The sequence below is a fragment of the Massilia sp. Leaf139 genome (assembly GCF_001424165.1).
GTDB lineage: Bacteria > Pseudomonadota > Gammaproteobacteria > Burkholderiales > Burkholderiaceae_D > Telluria.
In genome coordinates, this window is record NZ_LMOJ01000003.1 from 112,182 (window position 1) to 132,672 (window position 20,491).

Genomic DNA, 20,491 nt, shown 5'->3' on the forward strand with positions numbered 1-20,491 from the left:
GGCTGCTAGCTGAAGGTACCTAACAGGGCGCGCACCACCAGACTCCAGCCGTCGATCAGGACGAACATGAGAATCTTGAGCGGCAGCGAAATCGAGGCCGGCGGAACCATCATCATGCCCAGCGCCATCAGTGCGCTCGAAACAATCAGGTCGACCAGCAAGAACGGCAGGAAAACGACAAAGCCGATCTGGAATGCGGCCCGCAGCTCGGAGAGCATGAAGGCCGGGATCAGCTGCACCATGCTGATGTCGTCGATGCTCGACGGCTGCTCGGCTTTCGCCAGCTCGACCATGAGCGCCAGATCCTGCTCGCGGGTCTGGCGCACCATGAATTCGCGAAGCGGGCCGGTTCCTTTCGTTACCGCCGCCTGCGGCGCCAGCTTACCGTCCATGAAAGGCTGCAGCGCCTGTTCGTTTATTTGGTTGAGCGCCGGCGCCATCGTGAAGAAGGTCAGGAACAGCGCCAGGCTCACGATCACGGTATTCGGCGGCGTTTCCTGCATGCCCAGTGCATGGCGCAGCATCGAGAGCACGATCACGATACGGACGAACGAGGTCATCGACATCAGGATCGCGGGTGCCAGACTGAGAACCGTGAGGCCAAGCAGGATCTTGACGGCCGAGCCGTATTCGCCGCCGCCCTGTGTGCCGAAGGTGACCTGCATGCCGGCCGCGCTCAGGGTCGGCTCGGCCGCGGCTGCGAACCCGGCGGCAAACAGCGCCAGTAGGCCCGCGCCGGCCAGCGCAACGCGGCGTGCATTGATCGGAACGACGCGGATCATGGCTCGCCGGCCGCGGGCGTGCTGGCTACACATGAAATGCCGTGTTCGCCCTGGGCGATCAGGTAGCGCGTCCCCGAGAATTCGACCACGGATAGCAAGGTGCGCGGCCCCAGACGCTGCGATTCCAGCACCTTGACCAGGCGTCCGCCGCCCTGTTGTGGCTGCCCCAACCCGAGGCGCTTGCGCACTACCAGCACCGCCGCGATGGCAAGCAGGGAAACGACCAGTACACCGGCCGCGCCACCGCCGAATGCGGACGTATCGGCACCAGTGTCGCGCTTGAACGGGATCGCGGGCGCCGTCGTCTGGGCGGGTGCCGCGAATGCCGCACCGGCCGCTGGCGTCGGAGCCGGAGTCGGTGAGCTCATCGTCACGCTTTAGCGGCGACTGCGACTTCGGTGACGCGCACGCCAAAGGCGTCGTCGATCACCACCAGCTGACCGCGTGCCACGACATTGCCATTGACGACCACGTCGACTGGATAATCGGCCTTGCGATCGATCGTCAAGAGGTCGGCTTCCTTCAGGCGCAGCAGCTCGCCGAGCGTGGTGCGCGACTGGCCGACAACCACCGACAGGGTGACGTCGATGCTGTCGAGCAGCGCGTTGCTCGTCGTCAGTAATGCGCTGCCGGTGCCGGCGCCCGCATCCAGTTCCGGCAGTGCGATCGGTTGGGTAGCGCCGGCGGCGACCGCGGCGACTGCCGCCACGGCTTCGAGGGAAATACTGCTCATGTTGCTGCTCCAGATAGAATTAGTTCAAGCGGGTCAGTTCGACGGCCAGCTGGCCGCCGGACTTGCCCATGTAGCCGTTCAATACGGCGGCGCCCGATGGCAGGCGCAAGGCGACGGGCTGCTCGACCGACGTGTCCAGGCGGATCACGTCGCCGACAGCGAGCGCCAACAGGTGATTCAGTCCGACTTGGGCACTGCCGACCGTCAGATCGAGCGTCAGCCCGGTACCGGCCAACGCACCCTGCAGGTCGATCTTGCCGAGCGGCGGCAAGTGCAGCGCACCGGCGGGCGCGGCCAACGCGCGCACGCAGGCACCGTCCAGCAACAGGCTGGCGCGCACGCTGCCGACGGCGATCGACAGCACCACCGCACCGGCGCCGCGGGCATATAGCGCCGCGCCCGGCGCCGTGCGCGAGGCAGGCGACCGGCCGCCCCCCGGAAACGCGACGGCCGTCAATGCCATGGCCAGTGCCTCCATGGCCTGGCGCGCGGCGGCCGGGGCCAGCTGCGCCATGGCCGCGTCCTGCTGCGCCGGGGCGATGTCCGGCGGGAACATCAGCGCGCACAATCCTTCGGTGCTGGCTGGATGCCAGCCGAAATAGGCGTGGTGATCCTGGGCGTACGAGCACGACCAGGCCAGGCCATCCTGGACGCCGTGCTCGTAGGCGCGGCGCGCGCCCACCGAGACGGCATCGTGCACGATTCCCCACTCGCCGGCCCAGGCGTGGAGGGCCGGCATGACGGCCGATTCGATCGACGCCAGGGCCGAGGCGCCGATCAGCATGAACGGAGTCGCCTTCATCAGCGGCCTTTCATGTCGAACAATTGCTGAATCATGTCGTTCGCGGTGCTTACCACGTGCGACGCCGCCTGGTAGCCACGCTGCATGAGGATCAGGTTGCCGAACTCCTCGGCCAGGTCGACGTTGGAACCCTCACGGTGGCCGGCGGCGAGCTTGCCGAACGACTCGGAACCGGCGTAGCCATACAGCACCTGCGCATTTGCGGTCTTGCGGAAGGCCGCCCCGCCCGCGTCCTCGAGCGCTCCGTCGGCCTGGAAGTCGGCCAGCGCGATACGCGGCCCCTTGGCGCTCTGGCCGTTCGAGTACTGGACGGTGAGCGTGCCGTCGGCGCCAATGGTCTGGTCGGTCTTGGTTCCGCCGACGTAACCGTCCTGCGAGGCCACACCGATGCTGGCCACGCTGCCGAGCGAGGTTTTCGAGAAGTCGAGCTTGACGTCGACCGCGCTGCCGCCAGCCGGCGCGTAGGAGAACGTCATACTGTCAGAGCCAGGCACCGGGACGATGCCGGCAAACTTGATGGCGCCGGTCGCCACCGTTTCATTGGCGGCATTCATCACCGTCACGGTGTAATTGCCATCGCCATCGTTCGCAATGCTCAACTTGACCGGATGGTCGATGCCGTTTGCGTCGAGAATCATCACGTTGTTTACACCGGTGCTGACCGGCGGCGTGCTCGGCGCGGCGTTCGAGATGCTGCCATTGAAGACCACCGTCGATGTCGCTTTCGGCACGCTGCGTGCCAGGCTGTCGAGCGTGATGTCGGTCAGGCGGCCGTCGGCGTCGAGTCCCTGTACCAGGTCGCCGCTCGAATTGACCAGGAAACCTTTTTCGTCAAAGCGGAAATCGCCGGCGCGGGTGTAGAGCAGCTGTCCGTCGCGCTTGAGCGTGTAGAAGCCGTTGCCGTTGATGGCCACGTCAAGGGGATTGCCCGTACTTTGATCCAGCCCGGCGCGAAAACTGACGTCGAGGCCAAGCGTAGCGAGGCCCGTGCCGCCGCCGCTGGTCTGGCCGCCGCCGGCCTGGCCAGCGCCGCCACCCTGTTCGAACAGGTTCGTGAACTGGAGCTGCGAGCTCTTGAAGCCAGGTGTGTTCACGTTGGCCAAGTTGTTGCCGACCGTGCGCAAGCCCTTCGCATGGTTCAGGAGGCCGGAGGTGCCGATGAAGATCGTATCGAACATGGTATTCCCTTACACGCGGATATTGAGAATTTGCGCGAGCATGATCCCGTCACGGAATTCGCCCGTCGCAGTCTTGATCGTCATGACCGGTTGGCCCGATGCCAGCGAGAGCGCCGTAACGTCGCCGCTCAGCACGCTGCCGTTGAATTCGACATCCACCTTCTTGCCAAGCAGGCCGACGGACTGGGTCGAGCCCTGCAGCGACAACATCGATTCGAGCTTGCTGTTGAGCTGCCGGCTTTGCTCGAGCGTCGCGAACTGGGCGATCTGGGCCACAAAGTCCTGGTTGTCCATCGGCTTGAGCGGATCCTGGTTGTTGAGCTGCGTCGTCAGGATCTTCAGGAAGTCCTGGATACCGATGTTGCTGGACTGTCCCGCAGGGTTGGTGCCGGCGGCACTGATGGTGCTGATGGTCATGGATTTCCTTCGGAGACTGGCTGGGATGGATAGCGGAGCGATGACTCGGCCCCGCCGTCAGGGTTTTGCTGGAACACGGCGTCGTCCTCTTCTGCCTCCGCATGCGGAGTGCGTGCGGCGACGTTCTTACCGTTGACGGTCAGGCTCGCGAGCTGCTGGCCGGTGGCCGCCATTTCGGCCGCCAGCCCTTGCGCGACCGTGCGAAGTTCGTTGGCTTGCAAGGCCGTATCGCGAATGAAGGCGTGCACCCCCTGGCTGTCGACGAACAGGTGCATGGCACGTGCGTCGAACGGCGTACCGGCCGGCGAGCGCTTGGCCGCGCCGGCGGACGCTTCCTGGAATGCCGGTGCGCCATAGGCAGCCGCTTGCTGGGCCGCCAAGCCGGCGCCTGATATGGCCGAGAGAAACAGGCTGGGCGCGATGCGCGCAGCGCCGCGCAGCGCGTCGACACCGGCGCTTTCCAACACCGCGGAGCCAGCTGGCGAGACCCTGGCCGCCGTCGCCGCGCCCGCCGCCACAGCCGGCGCCATATCCTGCGTGCCTGATTCCGCCACAGACCCATCGGCCTTCCCGTGGCTACCCGCACTGGCTGGCGCAGCGGCGTCGCGCGCGTCCGCCCGCGCGGTATGCAGAGCCGCATGCGGCGGCATCGTGCGCGCCGCACTATGCGAAGGCGCGGCCCGCAACGCCGGCGCCGCAGCCGCGTGTGCTGGGCTCGATGGCGGCATGCGCGCAGACGCCGGGCCGGCGGCGGCCACAGGCGCGCCCTTCTCACCCCCGTCGTCCCGCGCATCCCCGCTTGTCGTGAACGCCTTTTCGAATTCCAACATCCAGCGATCTTGCCGCGCCCCCGCATGACGGCGGTCGGCACGCAATGGCGACGCATCGACGCCCAGCGTCGATTCCAGATTAACTGTCATGAGCGACCGCTCCTGATTGAAGTGTGTTCCATTGATCGTCGGCGAGTTTAAAGTCGCCGCTCAGCCGCTGCCGGATGAACTGGTCGTGCATCTCCTCGCGATGGGCCTCGGCGGCCTCCACGGCGCGCTTGGCGAGGACGACGCGCTCGACTGTCGCGTCGCGCAGCGCAGCTAGTTCGGCCATGCGCGCCGAGGCTTCGCGTGCCTGGCGCGCCAGCTCGCTCATGTAGCGGGTGGCCAGTGCGAACTCGGTCACCGACTGAAAGCGGCCGCTCGACTTGCACTCTTCCCAGGCTGCCGCCGCTTGCGCGATACGTGCTTCGATATCGGCCTGCGCTAGAGCATGCGACGCGATTGCGCCATTCTGTTCGCCTAGTTCGAGCAGCAATGCGTCCAAGTGCCAGGTACGGGTCAGCCGCACCGGTTCCAACGCGTAGTGAAAGCGTGCGCCGCGGCTCATGGCGCCCCCGAACCAAGCGCCGTGCGCAGGTTATTTAAAGCCTGCGCGCGCGTTGCCGATTCCAGCACGGACTGGCGCAACACGGCGCGCAGTGCCGGAAACACATTAATGGCGCGGTCGATCGCGGGATTGCTGCCGGCCTTGTAGGCGCCCATGTCAACCATCTGGCGGTTGCGTTCATAGGTCGAAAGCACCTCGACGGTGGCCGTCATCAATGCCTGTTCCTCGGCGCTTGCCAGCTCCGACGCGAGCCGGCTGGTGCTTTGCAGGACGTCGATCGCGGGGAAATGGGCCTCGTGCGCGAGGTCGCGCGAGAGCATGATATGGCCGTCGAGCGTGGCGCGGACGATGTCCGAAATCGGCTCGTTAAAATCGTCGCCTTCGACCAGCACCGTGTACAGCGCGGTGATCGAACCGCCGGAGTCGGTGGTGCCGCAGCGTTCGCATAGCGCGGGAATGTCGGCGAACACCGACGGCGTATAGCCACGCGCGGTTGGAGGCTCGCCGGCGGCCAGGCCAATCTCGCGGCGGGCCATGGCAAACCGGGTGATCGAATCCATCATCAACAGCACTTGCCGGCCTTCGTCGCGGAATGATTCGGCGATGGCGGTGGCCACATGCGCCGCGCGGGTGCGGGCCAGGGCCGGCTGATCCGAGGTCGCCACCACCACTACGCTGCGCTGCAGGCCTTCCTTGCCCAGATGCTTTTCCACGAATTCGCGCACTTCGCGTCCACGCTCGCCGATCAGCGCGATGACGTTGATGTCGGCCTTGACATCGCGCGCCAGCATACCCAGCAAGGTGCTCTTGCCGACACCGCTGCCGGCGAAGATCCCCATGCGCTGTCCGCGGCCGAGGGGCAGCAGCGCATCGATCGCGCGCACTCCGCTTTCGAGGAGGTGCGCGATACGCGGACGGGTCAGCGGATTGATCGGTTCGGCTAGCAAGGCACGGGTACGCTCCGTGCGAGCCGGAGGAAGGCCGTCGAGCGGATTGCCGAAGGCGTCGATCACACGGCCGAGCAGTGCGCCGCCAACCCCGATGCCGGACTCGCGGCCGGTGGCATAGACGGTGTTGCCGATTCCGATGCCGCGCAGGTCACCGTAGGGCATCAGCACGACCCGGCCCGGCTTCATGCCGACCACCTCGGCCAGCAGCGGCGTGCCGCCGTCGAGCGCGATCTCGCATACTTCGCCGATCGTCACATCCGGGCCGGTCGCCTCGACGCTCTGGCCGGCGATGCCGGTGACGCGGCCTTCGCGCCGGGTCAGGACGGCGTCGCGCACGGCGGACAGGTAGGCTTGCATCAGGCAGCGTCCTCGCCGGGCTGGCGCGCCGCACGCGCCGCGAGCAGTGCTTCGCCCAGCAAGGCAAGCTGGATCTCGAAGCGCGCGTCCAGGGTGCCCTTGCCGCTGTCGACGACGCAACCGCCCAGCTTGACGGCGGGATCGGCAGCGATGCGTACCTGATCCTCGACGCCCTCCCGCCCGGCCCGCAGCATTGCTGCGTCGTCCGGGTGCAGACGCACGGTCAAGCCATCGCGCGTGGCGGCCGCGGCCTCGCGCACCAGCCGTGCGACGGCGTCGCGTTTGGCGCCCTGTTCACCCAGGATGCGGCATACGGCGGTATAGGCAACCTCGACCAGCGCATCCTCGGCATCGTCGAGTACCTGGCCCCGGGTTTGCGCCAATTCCGCCAGCAGCGACTGCGCCCGTTCGATCTGACCCTGCAACAGCTGGGCCGCCGCCTTTTCTCCCTTCGCCGCGCCGGCATCGTACCCCTTCTTCTCGGCGTCGGCGTGGATCACGGCGAGATCGGCCTTGATCTTCTCGATCTGGGCGTGAAGCTGCGCCAGCTCCGCGTCGCGCTCGCGCAATGCGGCTTCCAGCTTGACTTCGGTTGCCGAGAGCGCGGCCGGCGTCGTCTCGACCGCAGGCATGACAAGTGTCTGCGTGTTGGTCTGCGCGGCGCCAAGCGCCTGCCCGGCTGGCGCCGCAGTTGGCGCGGCCACGGCCGGCCGCGCCCGGCCGATCGGCCGCGCCACAGGCGACACCGGTGCGCTGCGGATTATCGAGTCCATGGCGCGAATCTATGCAAGGTGCGCGCAAGAGCGCTGAGGCGCGGTTCGGTACGCGCAGGCGTGCCAGCGGCCGCCGTGCCAGGCATGTCCGCCAATTTCGCGGCCACCGACTCGAGCAGGAACTGGCTGCGGGCCGGCGCGGCGGCGATACCCGCGCGCAGCGACTCCGCGGCCAGCATCCGACGCGGCTGCGGCAGCAATTCAAGGAAACCGTTCGCCCACGGCCAGCTGTCGAGCGCCAGGACGCAGGCCTGCAGACTGGCGGGTTCATGGCCCAGAATCGCCAGCATGGCGGCCGGAGAAGCATGCCTGAGTGTGCGCCGCATCGCAGCGTCCGGCTTGCCGTCGTCCTGCGCCGCAGCGCGCGGTGCCGGCTCCGCCATCGCCGCCGCGATGCCAGGCGTGTGCTCGAATCCTAGTTCCGCCAGCTCGGCCAGCAGGCCGCGCAGGATATCCTGGTCGGTTTCCGGCAACTCGGCAAGGATGGCGCGCCGATCCTGCGCGGCCAGGCCGTGCAGGGCGACGGCCGCCTGGCGATGACCGCTCATTTCCGAACCTCATGCATGTGAATCTCCGCCGGCGCCGCGATCCAGCGCCGCACGTCGCTCAACATCTGTTCGCGCTGGGCGCCGTCGAGCCGCGCAACCTGCCGCGGCGCGCGCCGCCGTGCCACGATCGTCGCGGCGAATGCCAGCAGCACCAGTACCAGCAGCGCCACCAGCACGCCGATTACAACGTTGGCCGATGCGGCGTCAGGTTTCGCTGCACGCGTTGCTTGCATTGGATTCTCGGCCGGCGCCTCAAGCGCCGGCGTCGCGGCCGGAACGGCGCTGCCGACCAGGCGCTCCATCGAGTTGACGACGATGGCGTCGCCGCGTGCGCCGTTGAAGCCAACCGCGAGCGACACAACTTCCTTTAGCTTGTCGATTTGCTCTTCGGTCAAAGGCTTCTTGACGACCACCGCGACCGTCATGCGCTTGACGGTGCCGCTGGCGACGGCGACCTGTTCAACGCGACGCCCCACCTGATAGTCGAATTCGGTGGTCGTCGTGCCGCCAGCCGCCGGCTTGCTGCCGGCGACGCCGACGGCGGCGCTATCGGCCTCGCGCACCGTCTGGCGGTCACGCACGACGACGCCGGCGACCGGTTGGTCGGCCGCGTTCCCGTTTGCGGGCAGCACTTCCTCGGTGATGAGCTTGCCGCGGTCGAGGTTGAGTGCCACGTCGACGCTGGCGATCGCTTCACCGGGGCCAAAGGTTTGGTCGAGCACGGCCGACACCTTCTTGAGCAGGTATTCCTCGGTGCCGCGCTTTGCGTCGAGCTGTTCGCCGCTGGTCGGTGCCGTTTCGTTGTCACCATTGACGCGGGTAAGCGCCACGCCGTGCTGGTCGAGCACGGTGACGTCGCCGCTGACGATGTCGGGAACCGACGCGGCCACCAGGCGCTGGATGCCGGCGACCTGCTCCGTGCCGAGAACCTGGCCGCGCTTCATGCTGAGCGTTACGGAGGCCTTGGGCTTGGTCGTGGCTTTCTTGAACAGGCCCTGGTCGGGAATGGCCAGGTGCACGCGCGCCGAGGCGATGCCGTCGATGGCCAGGATCGTGCGGGTAAGCTCGCCTTGGATCGCGCGCAGGTAATTCACCTTTTGAACGAATTCGGTCATGCCGAAGTCGGCATTATTGAAGACCTCGAAGCCGACCGCCCCATGCAGGGGCACATCCTTGTTCATCAGGGCAAGGCGCGTCTTGTATACCAGGTCGCGCGGAACCAGCACCGTGGTGCCGCCATCGGCCAACGTGTACGGCGTCTTCATCTTGTCGAGTTCGGCCGTCATGGCGGCGGCATCGCGCGCCGCGACATCGGAAAACAGGACTTGGTAGTCGGGCCGGTAGGCCCAATAGCCGAGCGCGAGCGCCAGGCCGACGATCAACACGGTGCCGACAATGAGGCCGGTGCGCGCGGCGCGCCCCAGTTCAGACCAAAACAGAGAGAATGTTGCCACCTAAGACTCCTAAACCTGCATCCGCATGACTTCTTGATACGCTTCCAGCAGCCGATTGCGCACTTGCGCCAGCAGCTGGAACGACAGCTTCGCTTCTTCCATTTTGATCATCACGTCATGCAGGCTCTGGCTTTCGCCGGCGACCAGTTTGCGGATGTCATTGTCGGTGTCGACGATGCCGGAATTGATGTTCTCGATTTCCTGGGCAAAGCGCTGGCCAAAGCCGGGGGCAGCCTCCTGCACCTTGGCCGGCGCCAGGAAGCCGTCGACGTCCTGGGCCAGGTTGATCGCGCCGATTGCCTCGATCGTCATTGGCGGCCTCCGATCTCGAGCGCACGCGTGGCCATCGCCTTGGCGGCGTTCATCGCGGCGACGTTGGCCTCATACGCGCGCAGCGCGGTGTTCACGTTCATCATTTCGGCGGTATGGTTCACGCCCGGATAAGCGACGAAGCCCTTGGCATCGGCATACGGGTGGCCCGGCTCGTACACCATCCGCAGTGCCACCGCTTGAGGCTCGACCGCCACCACGCGCGCGCCGCCGGCCGCTGCGTACAGGCGTCCGAATTCGTGCGAGAAGCTCAGCGGCACGGCCTGCTGCAGGACGCGCAGCGGCTGATACACCCTTCCCGCATCGGCCGCCGCCGAATGCATGTTGGCGATATTGGCGGCAGTGATGTCGAGGCGCAGCTTTTCGACGGCCATGCCAGTCGCGCTGATCTGAAAGCCTGCGTTGTAATCCATTAGCGCTTCCCTTCGTTGATGGCCAGACCGACCAGTTCGAGGTGCTTGTTCAGCGCCTTCATGAGCATCTGGTGGTGCAGCACCGTTTGCGACATGTCGGCCATCTCGAGGTCGAGGGCGACGCCTTCGCCGGGCGCGCCGGCCGCTTCGAAGACCGGACGCGCATGCGCCAGGTCGGACAGGGACGGCGCCGCGCCCGCCCGCGCGCCTGCCGCCAGCTGCGCCATGCGGCTTTCGAAGCTGACGCCGATGCGCTGATAGCCGGGAGTACTGGCGTTGGCAATGTTCTGGGCGATCGCCTGCTGCCGCATGACGGCGGCGTCGAGCGCAAGGCTCAGCAAAGCGGTCGTATTGTTGTCGATGACGGATACCACGTTGACTGCTCCGGTTGCTTCACATTGAAAAGCCCGCGGTGCCACGCACCGTAGGGAGAAAATCACTGGACGATCAGTTCCGCATGCAGCGCGCCGGCAGCCTTTACAGCCCGCAGGATCGAAATGATGTCGCGCGTATTGGTCTTCAGGCGCGCCAGCGACTGCACCAGGTCGCCCACCGTATTGTTGGCGGAGACATAGCCGGCCCTGCCGGTTTCCTCGACGTCAATGCGGGTGTTCGAGTACGGCACCGATCCCACGCCAGGGCCGAGCTGGCGTACCAGCAGCGGCTGCGACACCGCGTTCTCGGTCACGATCGACACCTTGAGGTCGCCATGCGACACGACCACTTTCGAGATGCGCACGTCGCCGCCGGAGACGATCGTGCCGGTGCGCTCGTTGATGACGACCTTGGCGCGCCGATCCGGCTCGACCATGACGTTCTCCAGCGTGGTCAGGAAGTCCGCCAGGCGCTCTCGGTTCGCGGCCGGGATCTGCACTTCGACGCCGGAGGCGTCGCGCGCGACCGCCAGGCCGCCGCCGAGGCGCGCATTGATGGCGCTGGCGACGCGGGTCGCGGTGGTGAAGTCGGGGTCGGACAGCACGAAGGTTACGGAGCCGCGCTCGCTACGGATGTCATTGACCAGCCCCACCTCGACCGTTGCGCCGCCGGGAATCGAAGCGACGGTTGGGTGGTTCTTCTGCACCACGTTGCCATTGAGGTCGTATTTATAGCCGCCGACGGAGAGCGTGCCCTGTGCCAGGCCGTACACCTTGCCGTCGGGGCCTTTGAGCGGCGCCAGCATCAGCGTGCCGCCGACCAGGCTGCGGGCGTCGCCGATCGAGGTGATGGTGACGTCGATGTTGTCGCCAGCGCGCGCGAACGGCCCCAGGCTGGCGGTGACCATCACCGCCGCCACGTTGCGGCTCTGGACGTCTTCCGCGGCCAGCGTCATGTCGAAGCGCGAGAGCATGTTGGCGATCGACTGGCGGGTCGCTTTGTTGCGCGACGAGTCGCCGGTGCCGGCCAGACCCGTCACCAGGCCGTAGCCGGTGAGCGCGTTGTCGCGCCAGCCCGACATCTTGCCGATGTCTTTGATGCGGATGGCGTCGGCAGCCGCGGCGTTACCGACCAGGAAGAGCGCAAACAGGCACGCAGACAGCGTACGGAACAGGATGGACATGCGGCTCAGGCTCCGAACAGGGTCAGCAGGCGTTGCCACCAGGCGGGACGCTGCTTGTCGGCGAGGTCGCCCTCGCCCGCGTAACTGATCTTGGCATTGGCTACCCGGGTCGACAGCACGACATTCGTGTCGGATACGTCTTGCGGACGGATGACGCCCTCCACCGAGATCTGCTGCCGCTCGTTGTTAATCTCAAGCATCTGCTCGCCAGCGATCAGCATGTCGCCGTTGTCCTCGATGGCGCGGATGGTGACGGTAATCTGCGCCAGCACCTTGCCTTCACGCGCCGTGCGGCCGCGGCCATCGGTCTTGTTGGTCGCGTTCACGGTGCCCGCATAGCGCTTGCCCGGAGTGCCCTCGACCCCGAACCCGACGCCCGCGTCACGTGCGGCGGTGGTGTTTGCGGCGCTGCTCGCGCTGGCGTTTTCGTAGACCATGACGGTGATCAGGTCGCCCACCTTGCGCATGCGCAGGTCGGAAGTCAGGGGCTGGTACATGCCGGGCTTGTACAGGCTGGTCGCACCCGCGGCCTGCATGCACGCAACGAGCACCAGCGCACTGCGCCACAAAGTCGTTTTCACGGTAGCTGTCCTATTCGATGATGACGGTGCCTGCCTGGCCGACGCGCCCGGTCAGTGTTTCACTTGCGCCGTTCGGGCGCACCGCGAGCTGCTGCCCCGGCCCCGCTTCGGCCAGCGCGACGGCTCCGGCCTCGATGCCGATCTGGCCGTTTCTGACGATGATCCTGACGCTATCGCCGCGCAGGATTTTTCCTTCGTTGAGCATGGCGCCAGCGGCGAGCACTTGCCCCTCCTTGAGCGGCGTGCGCAGGCGGAACGGCTGCAAGGCCGGATCCACGGCGGCGGCGGCAAGACCGGCCACGTTTGCATCGGACACCGTAAAGTCGGCGGGGCCTACCCAGGCCCCCTGTTCCAGCGCCCGGCGCGCCATGTACACTTGGCGCTGCTGCGATACGGCCAGCGGTACGACGGCGGAACGGTAGACCGCGCCGTCGACCAGAACGTCAAGCCATTGCGTCATGCGCTTGTTAAGCACAGTGCCGCTCACCCGGCGCGCGCGCAGTTCGAGCCTGCCGTCCGGCACTTCCAGCGGTGCCAGCTGGCCGGCGAGCCGCACTTCCAATCCGGGATGCGCTGCACCGTACTCGGCACGCACGGCGTCGATCGCGGCGGCGGCCAGGGCATCCGTCCCGACCGCATGCGACTGTGCGCGCACGGCGACGCTGTCGGCGCCGGTCCACGCAATCGCTTCCACGTCCGACTGGCGCCGTACCGCCTGTGCAATCTGCGCGCGCGTAAAGCGTTCGACATAGCCGACCCGCGGCGTCTTGCCGAGGTGGAGAGCAGCGAGGCGCGCCGCCCCGGGGTGGCCCGTATCCAGGATCGCCACATTGCCCAAAGCGATACCGACGCCGGCGACCTGTGCTTCTGCGCGCAGTTCAAGCGCCATCGTGCGCGGCGCTTGATCGGCGGCGCACGCGGCGGCCGGCAGCAGTGCGCAGGCACCGATGGCGAACAGGGAATGAAGACGGAAACGCATGCTCGGCTGTCGGGCTTACTTGCGCAGGTTATTACTCATGGCGAGCATTTCATCCGAGGCCTGGATCACCTTGAGGCTGGTCTCGTAGGCACGCTTGGCAACCATCAGGTCGACCATCTCTTCGACCAGATTGACGTTGGATCCTTCGACGAATCCCTGGGCGAGCATGCCGGCGCCGTCTTCGCCTGCACGGGCGGCAATGGCATCGCCCGAACGTTCGGAAGATTTATAGAGGTTACTGCCGAGCGGAACCAAGCCGCTCATATCGGCGAAGCGAACCAGCTCGATGCGGCCGACTTCGCTCGCCTCGCTGTCGTCGCGGCTGCGGACGAACACCCGGCCGTCCGCCTTGATGCTCACTTCGCGCGCATCGTTCCCGATGTGGATCGAGGGCTTGAGCGCGTAGCCGGAGGCGGTGGCCAGGAAGCCGTCCTTGTCGACCGTCAGCGTGCCGCCACGGCTGTAGGCTGGTGCGCCATCGAGCGCGACCACTTCCAGGAAGCCATCGCCCTCGATTGCCAGATCCATCGCCTGGTCGGTCTGCTTGAGGGTGCCGGTGGCGAAGGATTTCACCATCGAGCCGATGCCGACGCCGCCGCCCTGCCACATGCGGCCGGCAGCACCGCTGTCGAGACTGGCCGCCGCGCCGTTCAAGTCGCGATAGACTAGGTCTTCGAAACTCACCTTGCCCTTCTTGAAGCCGGGCGTGTTCACGTTGGCGAGGTTATTGGAAATCGTGTCGACGCCTTTTTGCTGCATGTGCATGCCGGTTGCGGCGATGTAGAGCGAGTCGTTCATGAATTAAAACTCTCCGAGCTTGCGAATCGAATTTTCCAGCATGCCGTCATAGCCTTGCACCAGCTTTTGGAGCGCTTCGAAATGGCGCACCGTCTCGGTCATGCGCACCATTTCATACGGCGTGTTGACGTTGGAGCCCTCGAGGAACCCCGCGCGCAGTGCGGTGCCTGCCGGAGCGTCCTGGGCTTTCGCCTCCCCTGCCAGATAGAGGCCGGCGCCTGCGGCCTGTAGCTGGCCGGACTGCTCGAACGCGACCAGCTTTAGCCGGCCGACGAGGCGGCCTTCCTGACTGATATCGCCATTCGGAGCAATGCTGAAGGGAGTATTGGCGACGCGGATCTCTCCGCCCGTCCCCATCACAGGCAGATTCGAGCCGACCACGAGGCGGCCCTGCACATCGGCGCGCAGGTTGCCGAGCTTGGTGTAGGCAGGGCCGTTCGGGGTCTGGACTTCGAAGAAGGCGGCGCCTTCGATAGCGACGTCCTGGGCATTACCGGTCGGCCGCATCGCGCCCGTACTTGCATCGACGGCGAGACTGACGGCGGGCGCCGCCTGGAAGCGCACCTGCGCCATGCGCGCGTTCTGCACGTTGGCGACCTGGACTTCGAATGACGGGGTCGTCGCGACCTGGCGCTTGTAGGCCAGGGTCAGCGAGTTCGCGGCGTTCTGACTGATGCTTTCCATACGCGCCAGGTCGGCTTGCATGCCGATACTAGCGATTGCCAATGCGTCCACGGTGTTCTTCTCCAATGCAACCGGGGGTGGCCGGCGGCAACAGTTTCACGGTGGCGAGATACTAGCATTGCGTTTGCGCAAGTTGCATGTAGAAATTTTTTTATTTTTTACAAAAAAACGACAGGATTCTACAGTTCAAGACAAATGTTAATTAACTAATTCGATTTTTGTAACAAATACATCAGGTTAAATCTATCAAAAAATCACCGCTGTTGAGCTAATACGAAAAATTCGTGTACACGTTAAACTTGTTAAGAAATCTTTGGATAGATTGTTTGAGTATCTCTGGTGAGCTATCGCACGTATGTTGTCAACAAAAAAATTTTTGCTTTGACCTTGTCGCTACACTTAGTTGCATTTCTGCATCATTCGCCTTGATCCGGAGCAAACTGTCGAATTTGTGATTTTGCTAACTTAGATTTGCGTTCCTGTCAATTTGACGATCGTTTGGCATTGTGTCATAGAAAAGGTTCAGACACCCTGCGCTGATTTTGTTGAACAAAAAGCAGGCTCACTGGCAAGACTTACGATGTTTTGATGCTCATTTCCCACTGCTAGATCGTCTACAATTTGCAGGAGAATTTTCGCTATCAAAAGACAGCCGCGAGAAAACTAGAACGACCTTACCTCCCCAGCCTTTCGATTCTCCGTCTCACCCACGCGTCATGCGCGCTACCGGTACCAACGGCTATGAGTCTTGAAGATGAGAAACGATAGCAGCGGTCGCGCTGCTTCGACGGCGTCCAGACTACAGTTGGCATAGCGTTGATGCGGATCACTAGCTGGAGCGCGACGGAAAAGATTTCTGTCGGAACTGAAACCTCATCAGGGTGCCGCAATAGCGCTTGCCTTAGGCTGCTGGGTCAACGGCCGTAGCAAACCTAGTTTTGTCGACGTAGGGCCAATCCCTCACATGCATCTAGTTCGCCACGTTTTGTGCGTCCTGAAGCCATATCCCTCACTCGAGGATTGTGAACCCTCCATGTGAATGCAAAGGTCGAGCCGAATGTCAGGCAATTAACATTAGTTCCTATACAAGCGCAAGTTGAAGCAGAGCCCAGGTCAACTCGCCTGGCACCTTTGCACCAAAAAACTATGGGATTGGCGACGGATAGATGTAATCCGCACACGCTCGGCTGCATCTCCCCTTCCCTAGCTGGCAAAGCTGGTTGAGCTACCGACATGTGGAAGCATTCCGAAGTCGTGTCTGAATAACAGACCTGACCTGTTTCCAGAGGCCTTCCAAATGTCGGGGGCCGGGCAACCTTGCTCTACCTCAGGCCCAATCCTGCACCTGAGGTATAAAGGCGTCACTCACGAGCGCACTAACTATGAGCAGCTATTCGTTTCGTTAAGAATTCGAAAAAATCACTGGCATAGGGAACTGCTTCACCAGAAGGCAACCGCAACTTGATTGGACACTCTCCTTGCTGGAAATCGTCGTAATCAAAAAAATAGGTTTCGCCCGAGTCCGTCTCGCTGACAACCAGCTTTGCGTCATCCAGCACGCCAGACTTCCTGTTCATCAGATGTTGGAAAACGATGTCTCCGCCGTTTACGGACTCAAATGGCATTCCGTAGATGCTATAAATCTCCTCGCCTCCGACCTCACCGCCGGCGTATTGACGAAGGAACCATTTATAGGAGTCAGGCAACCTGCGCCCAAGTGCGCTTTCCGCACTCAGGATCCACTCCTCGTCAACAGCATCGTCTACAGTACCAAAATCCACGATATCGCTGTGTCTATTTATAAGCTTTTGAAGCTCGTCCGTAACCAAAGCCATGATTTAATTCCCAAAATTATTTGCTCGATCCGTCCAATAACGCGACTTCCATGCATCAAATGCATTGCGATCGATACCAGATGGAATTGTATTCGGATTTATATGAATAATTTTGCTATTTTTCTGATGGAATGTTTGAGTCATCTCTGCAATCGGACTGTCGTTAGCCTGGGTCATGTGATGCAAATTAACTGACTTTCCATCAGTGCCGATAGGAGCACGTCCGGTTGCCATCCGCTCCAAATTCGTTCCAGTTACGACTTTACCGCCTTGGCGCCAGCTGGTCATTTGATTAGGATCGAACGCATCTGCCCGCTGATACACCCGAGTTCCCTCAAACTGAGTTCGGTTAGTCCAGAACGCCCGACTTCCGCTCTGAGGCGCTGCCGGCTTCTGTGTGTTGATGTTATACGTGACACCAGCTGGCGCCACCTTCGGTGGTGCATAGTTGCCAGTCGGGCTCGCAGATGCCGGATTAGTTTTGCTATTCCCTATTGTAATCGACTGCGAACTTGGTGCGCCCAGCTGTGCGTTCCGTGGGAGTACCGGCGCGTTTTGTTTCGCCAGACGCATCGACGCAGCGCCATTGAGTCCTTGGTCGAGGATACTGGCAGAGCGAAGCGCAAATTGACGATCTACTACGCTGCTATCTTTTGTCATCAGAACAGCAGCTGCCCCGAATACACCACCTCGCGCGGCATCAACGGCATCACTCGTTGCTTGCCACACTTCAGGATGCGCACCGGCGTAGTTAGCTGTGATCTGGCGCAGCTCCCACCGCTCTTGCTCCATTGCCGGGGTACGTACGGGAGATGGCGTAGCACCAAACCAGCTGCCTACCTCTGCCTTGACGTCATGCCACAAACCAAGCGCATCATAATTGGCACTCAGGTTATAAAGACGTTTGCTGGCGTAGGCATAGTCTTCTTGCGACAAGTTAGCACCCAGCCCGCTCATGTCAGCGCGAGTAAATTCTTTCGTTCCGGCGTTGCCATCCTCAGTCACGTAACCATCGGTGTAGTTCCAGACCGTTTTTTCGTCAGTGGTTTGAACTGACAAATATGTACCTTTGCCGTCGGAGTGACGTAAGCTTCGACTGCCTGCAACTTCCACCGTGGACGGGATTCCCCCGTTTGTAGACGCAGTCAGATCGTCTTTTGGTTTACGTTTTTCGCTAGCGATGGCCACGTCTAGTTGCCTCTGCTCTTCAGGCGAGAGTTGTTTACCGCCGCTTCCTGTTGCACTCGACGGCTTGTTCTTGATACGGAGCTGGTCTCGGCGCGACGCCTCGATGGAGTCTCCGATGGTGCTGCTGACTGCGTCTGCTGCGACGGCCGCCCAGGAAATGCGCCCTCCGGTAACAACCATTCTGACGGTCGCCGAGACAAGTGCAGAGGTTGAGTTCTGCGCCAACGATACGACACTAGCAGGCGCTCCTGCCAACTCCTTTCCGATTCCTCCCTTTACCGCCGACATGATTGGTGCAGAGATCGCACTCACCGCAACGCTCTTCCAGCTGAAGTGCTCCTGCGTACCCATCATCTTCCCGACGCCCTGCCCGATGATGTTATTGGCGACTGCAGTCACTACCTGGTTCGCGCCCAGAGCAGACAGGCCAGCTCCTGCACCAAACGTCAAACCGCCTGTCAAAGCACTGCTGCCGACGGCACGCCAGTTAATCTTGTCCTGCATGCCCATGGCGACCCCGGCCATCTGGCTAGCAATGCTGCCCAGGGCTGCGCCAGCGGCCATGCCTGCCGCGCCTGCTGCCGTTGCTCCGAGGGTTCCTACTGCCGCAAGACCGCCTGCACCAACAGCGCCGCCTCCTGCCGCTGCGTAGATTGCCTGGCCGATTGCCGGTCCCGCATACACGGTCACCACCACCGCAATGACCGCCATGATGATCATCCCCAGCCCGCCACAACCGCCTCCGCTCTTCTGCGGCGGCGGCGCCGGCAACGGCGCATCCGGCAGCGTCGGGCTGAGGTCGCCGATGATGGCACCCGCATCGTACGGCCGCGAGGTGCCGCTGTTGTTGTGGATGTTGGTGACCTTGTTCGGGATCGTCAGCGTCTGGTTCGGCGTCAGCGGGGTCTCGGCGGTGATGCCGTTCGCTTCCGCGATTAGGTACCACATGCTGACATCGCCCCATACCGCACCTGCGATCGCATACAGCGAGTCGCCGGCCTTGACGACATAGGTGCTGCCAGTTGCCGCGGGATAGGTGCGGTTGATCGGCTGGTAGTTCTGGTCGAAATCGGCGCTGCTGATCGGCGTCCAGTTCTTGTACATCTCCTCGCGGCTGGCCTTGGCCTGGCCCAGCGACTGCGCATAGTCGAGGCGCGCGTCACCGTCGTTGCCGACGTCGCCCACCATGGCGCCGTTCAAGTACAGGTAGCGGTGCATCATGCCGACCTTGTCGCCGGTGTACTGCTCGCGGCGCAGCACCAGGCCCTGGGCGTTGCTGATATAGCTGAAGGTGACGTTGTCCTTGTCCAGCTCGGCCGTGCCCATCTTGCCGTCGGCCCCGGCATCGGTCGCCGCTTTCAAATGGCCGTTGACGTCATAGGCCATCGACGAAACGCCTGGGCGCCATGCGGTGTCCGGCTTGTACGCCGTTTCGCCCTTGACCGTCAGGCTGCGCTGCTTGGCTTCGTCCCAATAGTCATAGGCCGTGTAATTGGTAATGACCGTGCCGTCCTTGGTGGTCGTAGTCACGATCGCGAGCTCGCCCGCACCGGACGCACTGACCTTGGTGACGCTGTCGGCACCATTGACCAGCTCACTGTAGTACTGGTACGTGACCGTGCCGTCAGTACCTGATTGGCTCAGCTGGCGGCCGTCCGCGCTATATACGGTCGAGCGCTCATAGGTCATGCCGCCCTGCGTGTTGTACTCGTAGTAATTGGTCGTGCGGCCGAGCAGGTCGTTCACACGTTTCGACGCCAGCGCGCCCTGCATGCTGTCGTTGGCGTTGATATACGTGTCTTCCAGATAGCCTTCGACGCCGTACTTGTAGTCCTCGCGGTGATTGTCGCGCGCGTACACCGCCTGGATGCGCTGGCCGGCCTTGTTGTATTGCAGGCGCACGCCCTCGCTGCCGGCTACACCAAGCACCACCTTGATGCTGGTATCTCCCGCGGACAAGGCAGCCGCACCCGACAGCCTGCCCATGGTGACCGTGAAACGGTTCATGTTGTCGTAGTCGTACCAGAAGTCCTGGATCTGCATCGAACCCTGTACGCCGTCGTGGTAGACGCTGCGCACGCGGCGGCGGTTGCCCACCGCGTCGTATTCATAGGTGATGTCGGCTCGGGTATCGTGAATCCGGGTCACCCGGACGCCGTCGTGGTAGACGCTGCGCACGCGGCGGCGGTTGCCCACCGCGTCGTATTCATAGGTGATGTCGGCTCGGGTATCGTGAATCCGGGTCACCCGGTTGGCCGCGTCGTAGTCGATCGCCGCGTTCTCCAGGTATTCGGTCACCCCGTTGACGGTGCGGCTGTACGACTCGTATTTGCGRTTGCCTGCCTCGTCGTACTCGTAGTGCGATTCCGTGTTCAGYGCGATGTCACGGATGCTCTCGACATAGCCGTTGGCRTARTAGGTGTACGAGATGTTCTGGCCCGTGCTGCCGGTTTGCCCGGTCAGCCAGCCAGCGTARTTGAAGCTGTAGACGAAGGTRTGGCCGCCMAGGTCGGTATGCGCGGTGGTGCGGCCATAAGCGTCGATCTGGTCGACCGAGGTGCGGCCCATCGGATCGGTGATGGTCTGGCGCCAGCCGCCGGTGACGCGTCCGCCGGTGCTCTTGATGGCGTTGTCCCARACGTACTGRTARSTGCTCGAGCGTCCGGCCGGCGTCATCACCTTCGCCACCCGGCCCATGCTGTCGTACCAGGTCTTGCTGGTGAAGGCGGCAAAGCTGTCCGTCACCTTGGC

At 63.5% G+C, this 20,491-nt stretch carries 22 protein-coding genes; all 22 read right to left on the reverse strand.

The window, feature by feature from the left end:
• Nucleotides 1–5: 5 nt before the first annotated feature.
• The 22 genes from fliP to ASF77_RS07525 all read right to left on the reverse strand — a co-directional run bounded on the left by fliP (nt 6) and on the right by ASF77_RS07525 (nt 20,308).
• Nucleotides 6–782: a flagellar type III secretion system pore protein FliP gene (gene fliP, locus ASF77_RS07420; protein WP_082493639.1), complete on the reverse strand. Its 777-nt coding sequence runs from the start codon at nt 780–782 to the stop codon at nt 6–8.
• Nucleotides 779–1,150, reverse strand: a complete 372-nt coding sequence (locus ASF77_RS07425) for a flagellar biosynthetic protein FliO (RefSeq protein WP_056337037.1) — start codon at nt 1,148–1,150, stop codon at nt 779–781. Before ASF77_RS07425 ends, fliP begins: the two co-directional genes overlap by 4 nt.
• A 2-nt stretch (nt 1,151–1,152) precedes the next feature.
• Nucleotides 1,153–1,515 (reverse strand): FliM/FliN family flagellar motor switch protein, encoded by a 363-nt coding sequence (locus ASF77_RS07430; RefSeq protein ID WP_056337041.1) that lies wholly within the window; start codon nt 1,513–1,515, stop codon nt 1,153–1,155.
• Nucleotides 1,516–1,534: 19 nt separating this feature from the next.
• Nucleotides 1,535–2,317, reverse strand: a complete 783-nt coding sequence (locus ASF77_RS07435; RefSeq protein WP_056337044.1) for a FliM/FliN family flagellar motor C-terminal domain-containing protein — start codon at nt 2,315–2,317, stop codon at nt 1,535–1,537.
• Complete coding sequence (locus tag ASF77_RS07440) at nt 2,317–3,495, reverse strand: flagellar hook protein FlgE (protein ID WP_056337047.1); 1,179 nt, start codon at nt 3,493–3,495, stop codon at nt 2,317–2,319. The genes ASF77_RS07435 and ASF77_RS07440 overlap by 1 nt, the downstream gene beginning before the upstream one ends.
• Nucleotides 3,496–3,504: 9 nt before the next feature.
• The gene (locus tag ASF77_RS07445) at nt 3,505–3,912 is read right to left on the reverse strand and encodes a flagellar hook assembly protein FlgD (protein WP_056337050.1); all 408 of its coding nucleotides are present in this window, start codon (nt 3,910–3,912) and stop codon (nt 3,505–3,507) included.
• The gene (locus tag ASF77_RS24125) at nt 3,909–4,832 is read right to left on the reverse strand and encodes a hypothetical protein (RefSeq protein ID WP_156648786.1); all 924 of its coding nucleotides are present in this window, start codon (nt 4,830–4,832) and stop codon (nt 3,909–3,911) included. The genes ASF77_RS07445 and ASF77_RS24125 overlap by 4 nt, the downstream gene beginning before the upstream one ends.
• Nucleotides 4,822–5,292 carry a hypothetical protein gene (locus tag ASF77_RS07455; RefSeq protein WP_056337056.1) on the reverse strand — a complete coding sequence of 157 codons (471 nt, stop codon included), beginning with the start codon at nt 5,290–5,292 and terminating at the stop codon, nt 4,822–4,824. Before ASF77_RS07455 ends, ASF77_RS24125 begins: the two co-directional genes overlap by 11 nt.
• A complete protein-coding gene (locus ASF77_RS07460) occupies nt 5,289–6,599 on the reverse strand; it encodes a FliI/YscN family ATPase (RefSeq protein WP_056337059.1) in 1,311 nt (436 codons plus the stop codon). The genes ASF77_RS07455 and ASF77_RS07460 overlap by 4 nt, the downstream gene beginning before the upstream one ends.
• Nucleotides 6,599–7,372, reverse strand: coding sequence for a FliH/SctL family protein (locus ASF77_RS07465; RefSeq protein ID WP_082493640.1), 774 nt, complete (start codon nt 7,370–7,372; stop codon nt 6,599–6,601). Before ASF77_RS07465 ends, ASF77_RS07460 begins: the two co-directional genes overlap by 1 nt.
• Nucleotides 7,360–7,920 (reverse strand): hypothetical protein, encoded by a 561-nt coding sequence (locus ASF77_RS07470; RefSeq protein ID WP_056337064.1) that lies wholly within the window; start codon nt 7,918–7,920, stop codon nt 7,360–7,362. Before ASF77_RS07470 ends, ASF77_RS07465 begins: the two co-directional genes overlap by 13 nt.
• On the reverse strand, nt 7,917–9,374 hold the full coding sequence (gene fliF, locus ASF77_RS07475) for a flagellar basal-body MS-ring/collar protein FliF (RefSeq protein ID WP_082493641.1): 1,458 nt from the start codon (nt 9,372–9,374) through the stop codon (nt 7,917–7,919). Before fliF ends, ASF77_RS07470 begins: the two co-directional genes overlap by 4 nt.
• 9 nt (nt 9,375–9,383) lie before the next feature.
• Nucleotides 9,384–9,686, reverse strand: a complete 303-nt coding sequence (gene fliE, locus ASF77_RS07480; protein ID WP_056337070.1) for a flagellar hook-basal body complex protein FliE — start codon at nt 9,684–9,686, stop codon at nt 9,384–9,386.
• A complete protein-coding gene (gene flgC / locus ASF77_RS07485; protein WP_056337073.1) occupies nt 9,683–10,117 on the reverse strand; it encodes a flagellar basal body rod protein FlgC in 435 nt (144 codons plus the stop codon). The genes fliE and flgC overlap by 4 nt, the downstream gene beginning before the upstream one ends.
• Nucleotides 10,117–10,491 carry a flagellar basal body protein gene (locus tag ASF77_RS07490; protein WP_056337076.1) on the reverse strand — a complete coding sequence of 125 codons (375 nt, stop codon included), beginning with the start codon at nt 10,489–10,491 and terminating at the stop codon, nt 10,117–10,119. Before ASF77_RS07490 ends, flgC begins: the two co-directional genes overlap by 1 nt.
• 62 nt (nt 10,492–10,553) lie before the next feature.
• Nucleotides 10,554–11,675: a flagellar basal body P-ring protein FlgI gene (locus ASF77_RS07495; RefSeq protein WP_056337080.1), complete on the reverse strand. Its 1,122-nt coding sequence runs from the start codon at nt 11,673–11,675 to the stop codon at nt 10,554–10,556.
• A 5-nt stretch (nt 11,676–11,680) separates the two neighbouring features.
• Nucleotides 11,681–12,256 carry a flagellar basal body L-ring protein FlgH gene (locus ASF77_RS07500; RefSeq protein WP_229445303.1) on the reverse strand — a complete coding sequence of 192 codons (576 nt, stop codon included), beginning with the start codon at nt 12,254–12,256 and terminating at the stop codon, nt 11,681–11,683.
• Between the two features lie 10 nt (nt 12,257–12,266).
• Nucleotides 12,267–13,235, reverse strand: coding sequence for a flagellar basal body P-ring formation chaperone FlgA (flgA, locus tag ASF77_RS07505; protein WP_056337084.1), 969 nt, complete (start codon nt 13,233–13,235; stop codon nt 12,267–12,269).
• A 15-nt stretch (nt 13,236–13,250) separates the two neighbouring features.
• Nucleotides 13,251–14,033 (reverse strand): flagellar basal-body rod protein FlgG, encoded by a 783-nt coding sequence (flgG, locus tag ASF77_RS07510; RefSeq protein WP_056337087.1) that lies wholly within the window; start codon nt 14,031–14,033, stop codon nt 13,251–13,253.
• A gap of 3 nt (nt 14,034–14,036) precedes the next feature.
• Nucleotides 14,037–14,768: a flagellar hook-basal body protein gene (locus ASF77_RS07515; RefSeq protein ID WP_156648787.1), complete on the reverse strand. Its 732-nt coding sequence runs from the start codon at nt 14,766–14,768 to the stop codon at nt 14,037–14,039.
• Nucleotides 14,769–16,093: 1,325 nt separating this feature from the next.
• Nucleotides 16,094–16,552: an SMI1/KNR4 family protein gene (locus ASF77_RS07520; protein WP_056337093.1), complete on the reverse strand. Its 459-nt coding sequence runs from the start codon at nt 16,550–16,552 to the stop codon at nt 16,094–16,096.
• Between the two features lie 3 nt (nt 16,553–16,555).
• Nucleotides 16,556–20,308: an HNH/ENDO VII family nuclease gene (locus ASF77_RS07525; protein ID WP_229445308.1), complete on the reverse strand. Its 3,753-nt coding sequence runs from the start codon at nt 20,306–20,308 to the stop codon at nt 16,556–16,558.
• Nucleotides 20,309–20,491: the final 183 nt, after the last annotated feature.

Coding starts and splice junctions, on each gene's coding strand:
- fliP (WP_082493639.1), bottom strand. CDS start 782: ATGATCCGCGTCGTTCCGATCAATGCACGCCGCGTTGCGCTGGCCGGC.
- ASF77_RS07425 (WP_056337037.1), bottom strand. CDS start 1,150: ATGAGCTCACCGACTCCGGCTCCGACGCCAGCGGCCGGTGCGGCATTC.
- ASF77_RS07430 (WP_056337041.1), bottom strand. CDS start 1,515: ATGAGCAGTATTTCCCTCGAAGCCGTGGCGGCAGTCGCCGCGGTCGCC.
- ASF77_RS07435 (WP_056337044.1), bottom strand. CDS start 2,317: ATGAAGGCGACTCCGTTCATGCTGATCGGCGCCTCGGCCCTGGCGTCG.
- ASF77_RS07440 (WP_056337047.1), bottom strand. CDS start 3,495: ATGTTCGATACGATCTTCATCGGCACCTCCGGCCTCCTGAACCATGCG.
- ASF77_RS07445 (WP_056337050.1), bottom strand. CDS start 3,912: ATGACCATCAGCACCATCAGTGCCGCCGGCACCAACCCTGCGGGACAG.
- ASF77_RS24125 (WP_156648786.1), bottom strand. CDS start 4,832: ATGACAGTTAATCTGGAATCGACGCTGGGCGTCGATGCGTCGCCATTG.
- ASF77_RS07455 (WP_056337056.1), bottom strand. CDS start 5,292: ATGAGCCGCGGCGCACGCTTTCACTACGCGTTGGAACCGGTGCGGCTG.
- ASF77_RS07460 (WP_056337059.1), bottom strand. CDS start 6,599: ATGCAAGCCTACCTGTCCGCCGTGCGCGACGCCGTCCTGACCCGGCGC.
- ASF77_RS07465 (WP_082493640.1), bottom strand. CDS start 7,372: ATGGACTCGATAATCCGCAGCGCACCGGTGTCGCCTGTGGCGCGGCCG.
- ASF77_RS07470 (WP_056337064.1), bottom strand. CDS start 7,920: ATGAGCGGTCATCGCCAGGCGGCCGTCGCCCTGCACGGCCTGGCCGCG.
- fliE (WP_056337070.1), bottom strand. CDS start 9,686: ATGACGATCGAGGCAATCGGCGCGATCAACCTGGCCCAGGACGTCGAC.
- flgC (WP_056337073.1), bottom strand. CDS start 10,117: ATGGATTACAACGCAGGCTTTCAGATCAGCGCGACTGGCATGGCCGTC.
- ASF77_RS07495 (WP_056337080.1), bottom strand. CDS start 11,675: ATGTCCATCCTGTTCCGTACGCTGTCTGCGTGCCTGTTTGCGCTCTTC.
- flgA (WP_056337084.1), bottom strand. CDS start 13,235: ATGCGTTTCCGTCTTCATTCCCTGTTCGCCATCGGTGCCTGCGCACTG.
- flgG (WP_056337087.1), bottom strand. CDS start 14,033: ATGAACGACTCGCTCTACATCGCCGCAACCGGCATGCACATGCAGCAA.
- ASF77_RS07520 (WP_056337093.1), bottom strand. CDS start 16,552: ATGGCTTTGGTTACGGACGAGCTTCAAAAGCTTATAAATAGACACAGC.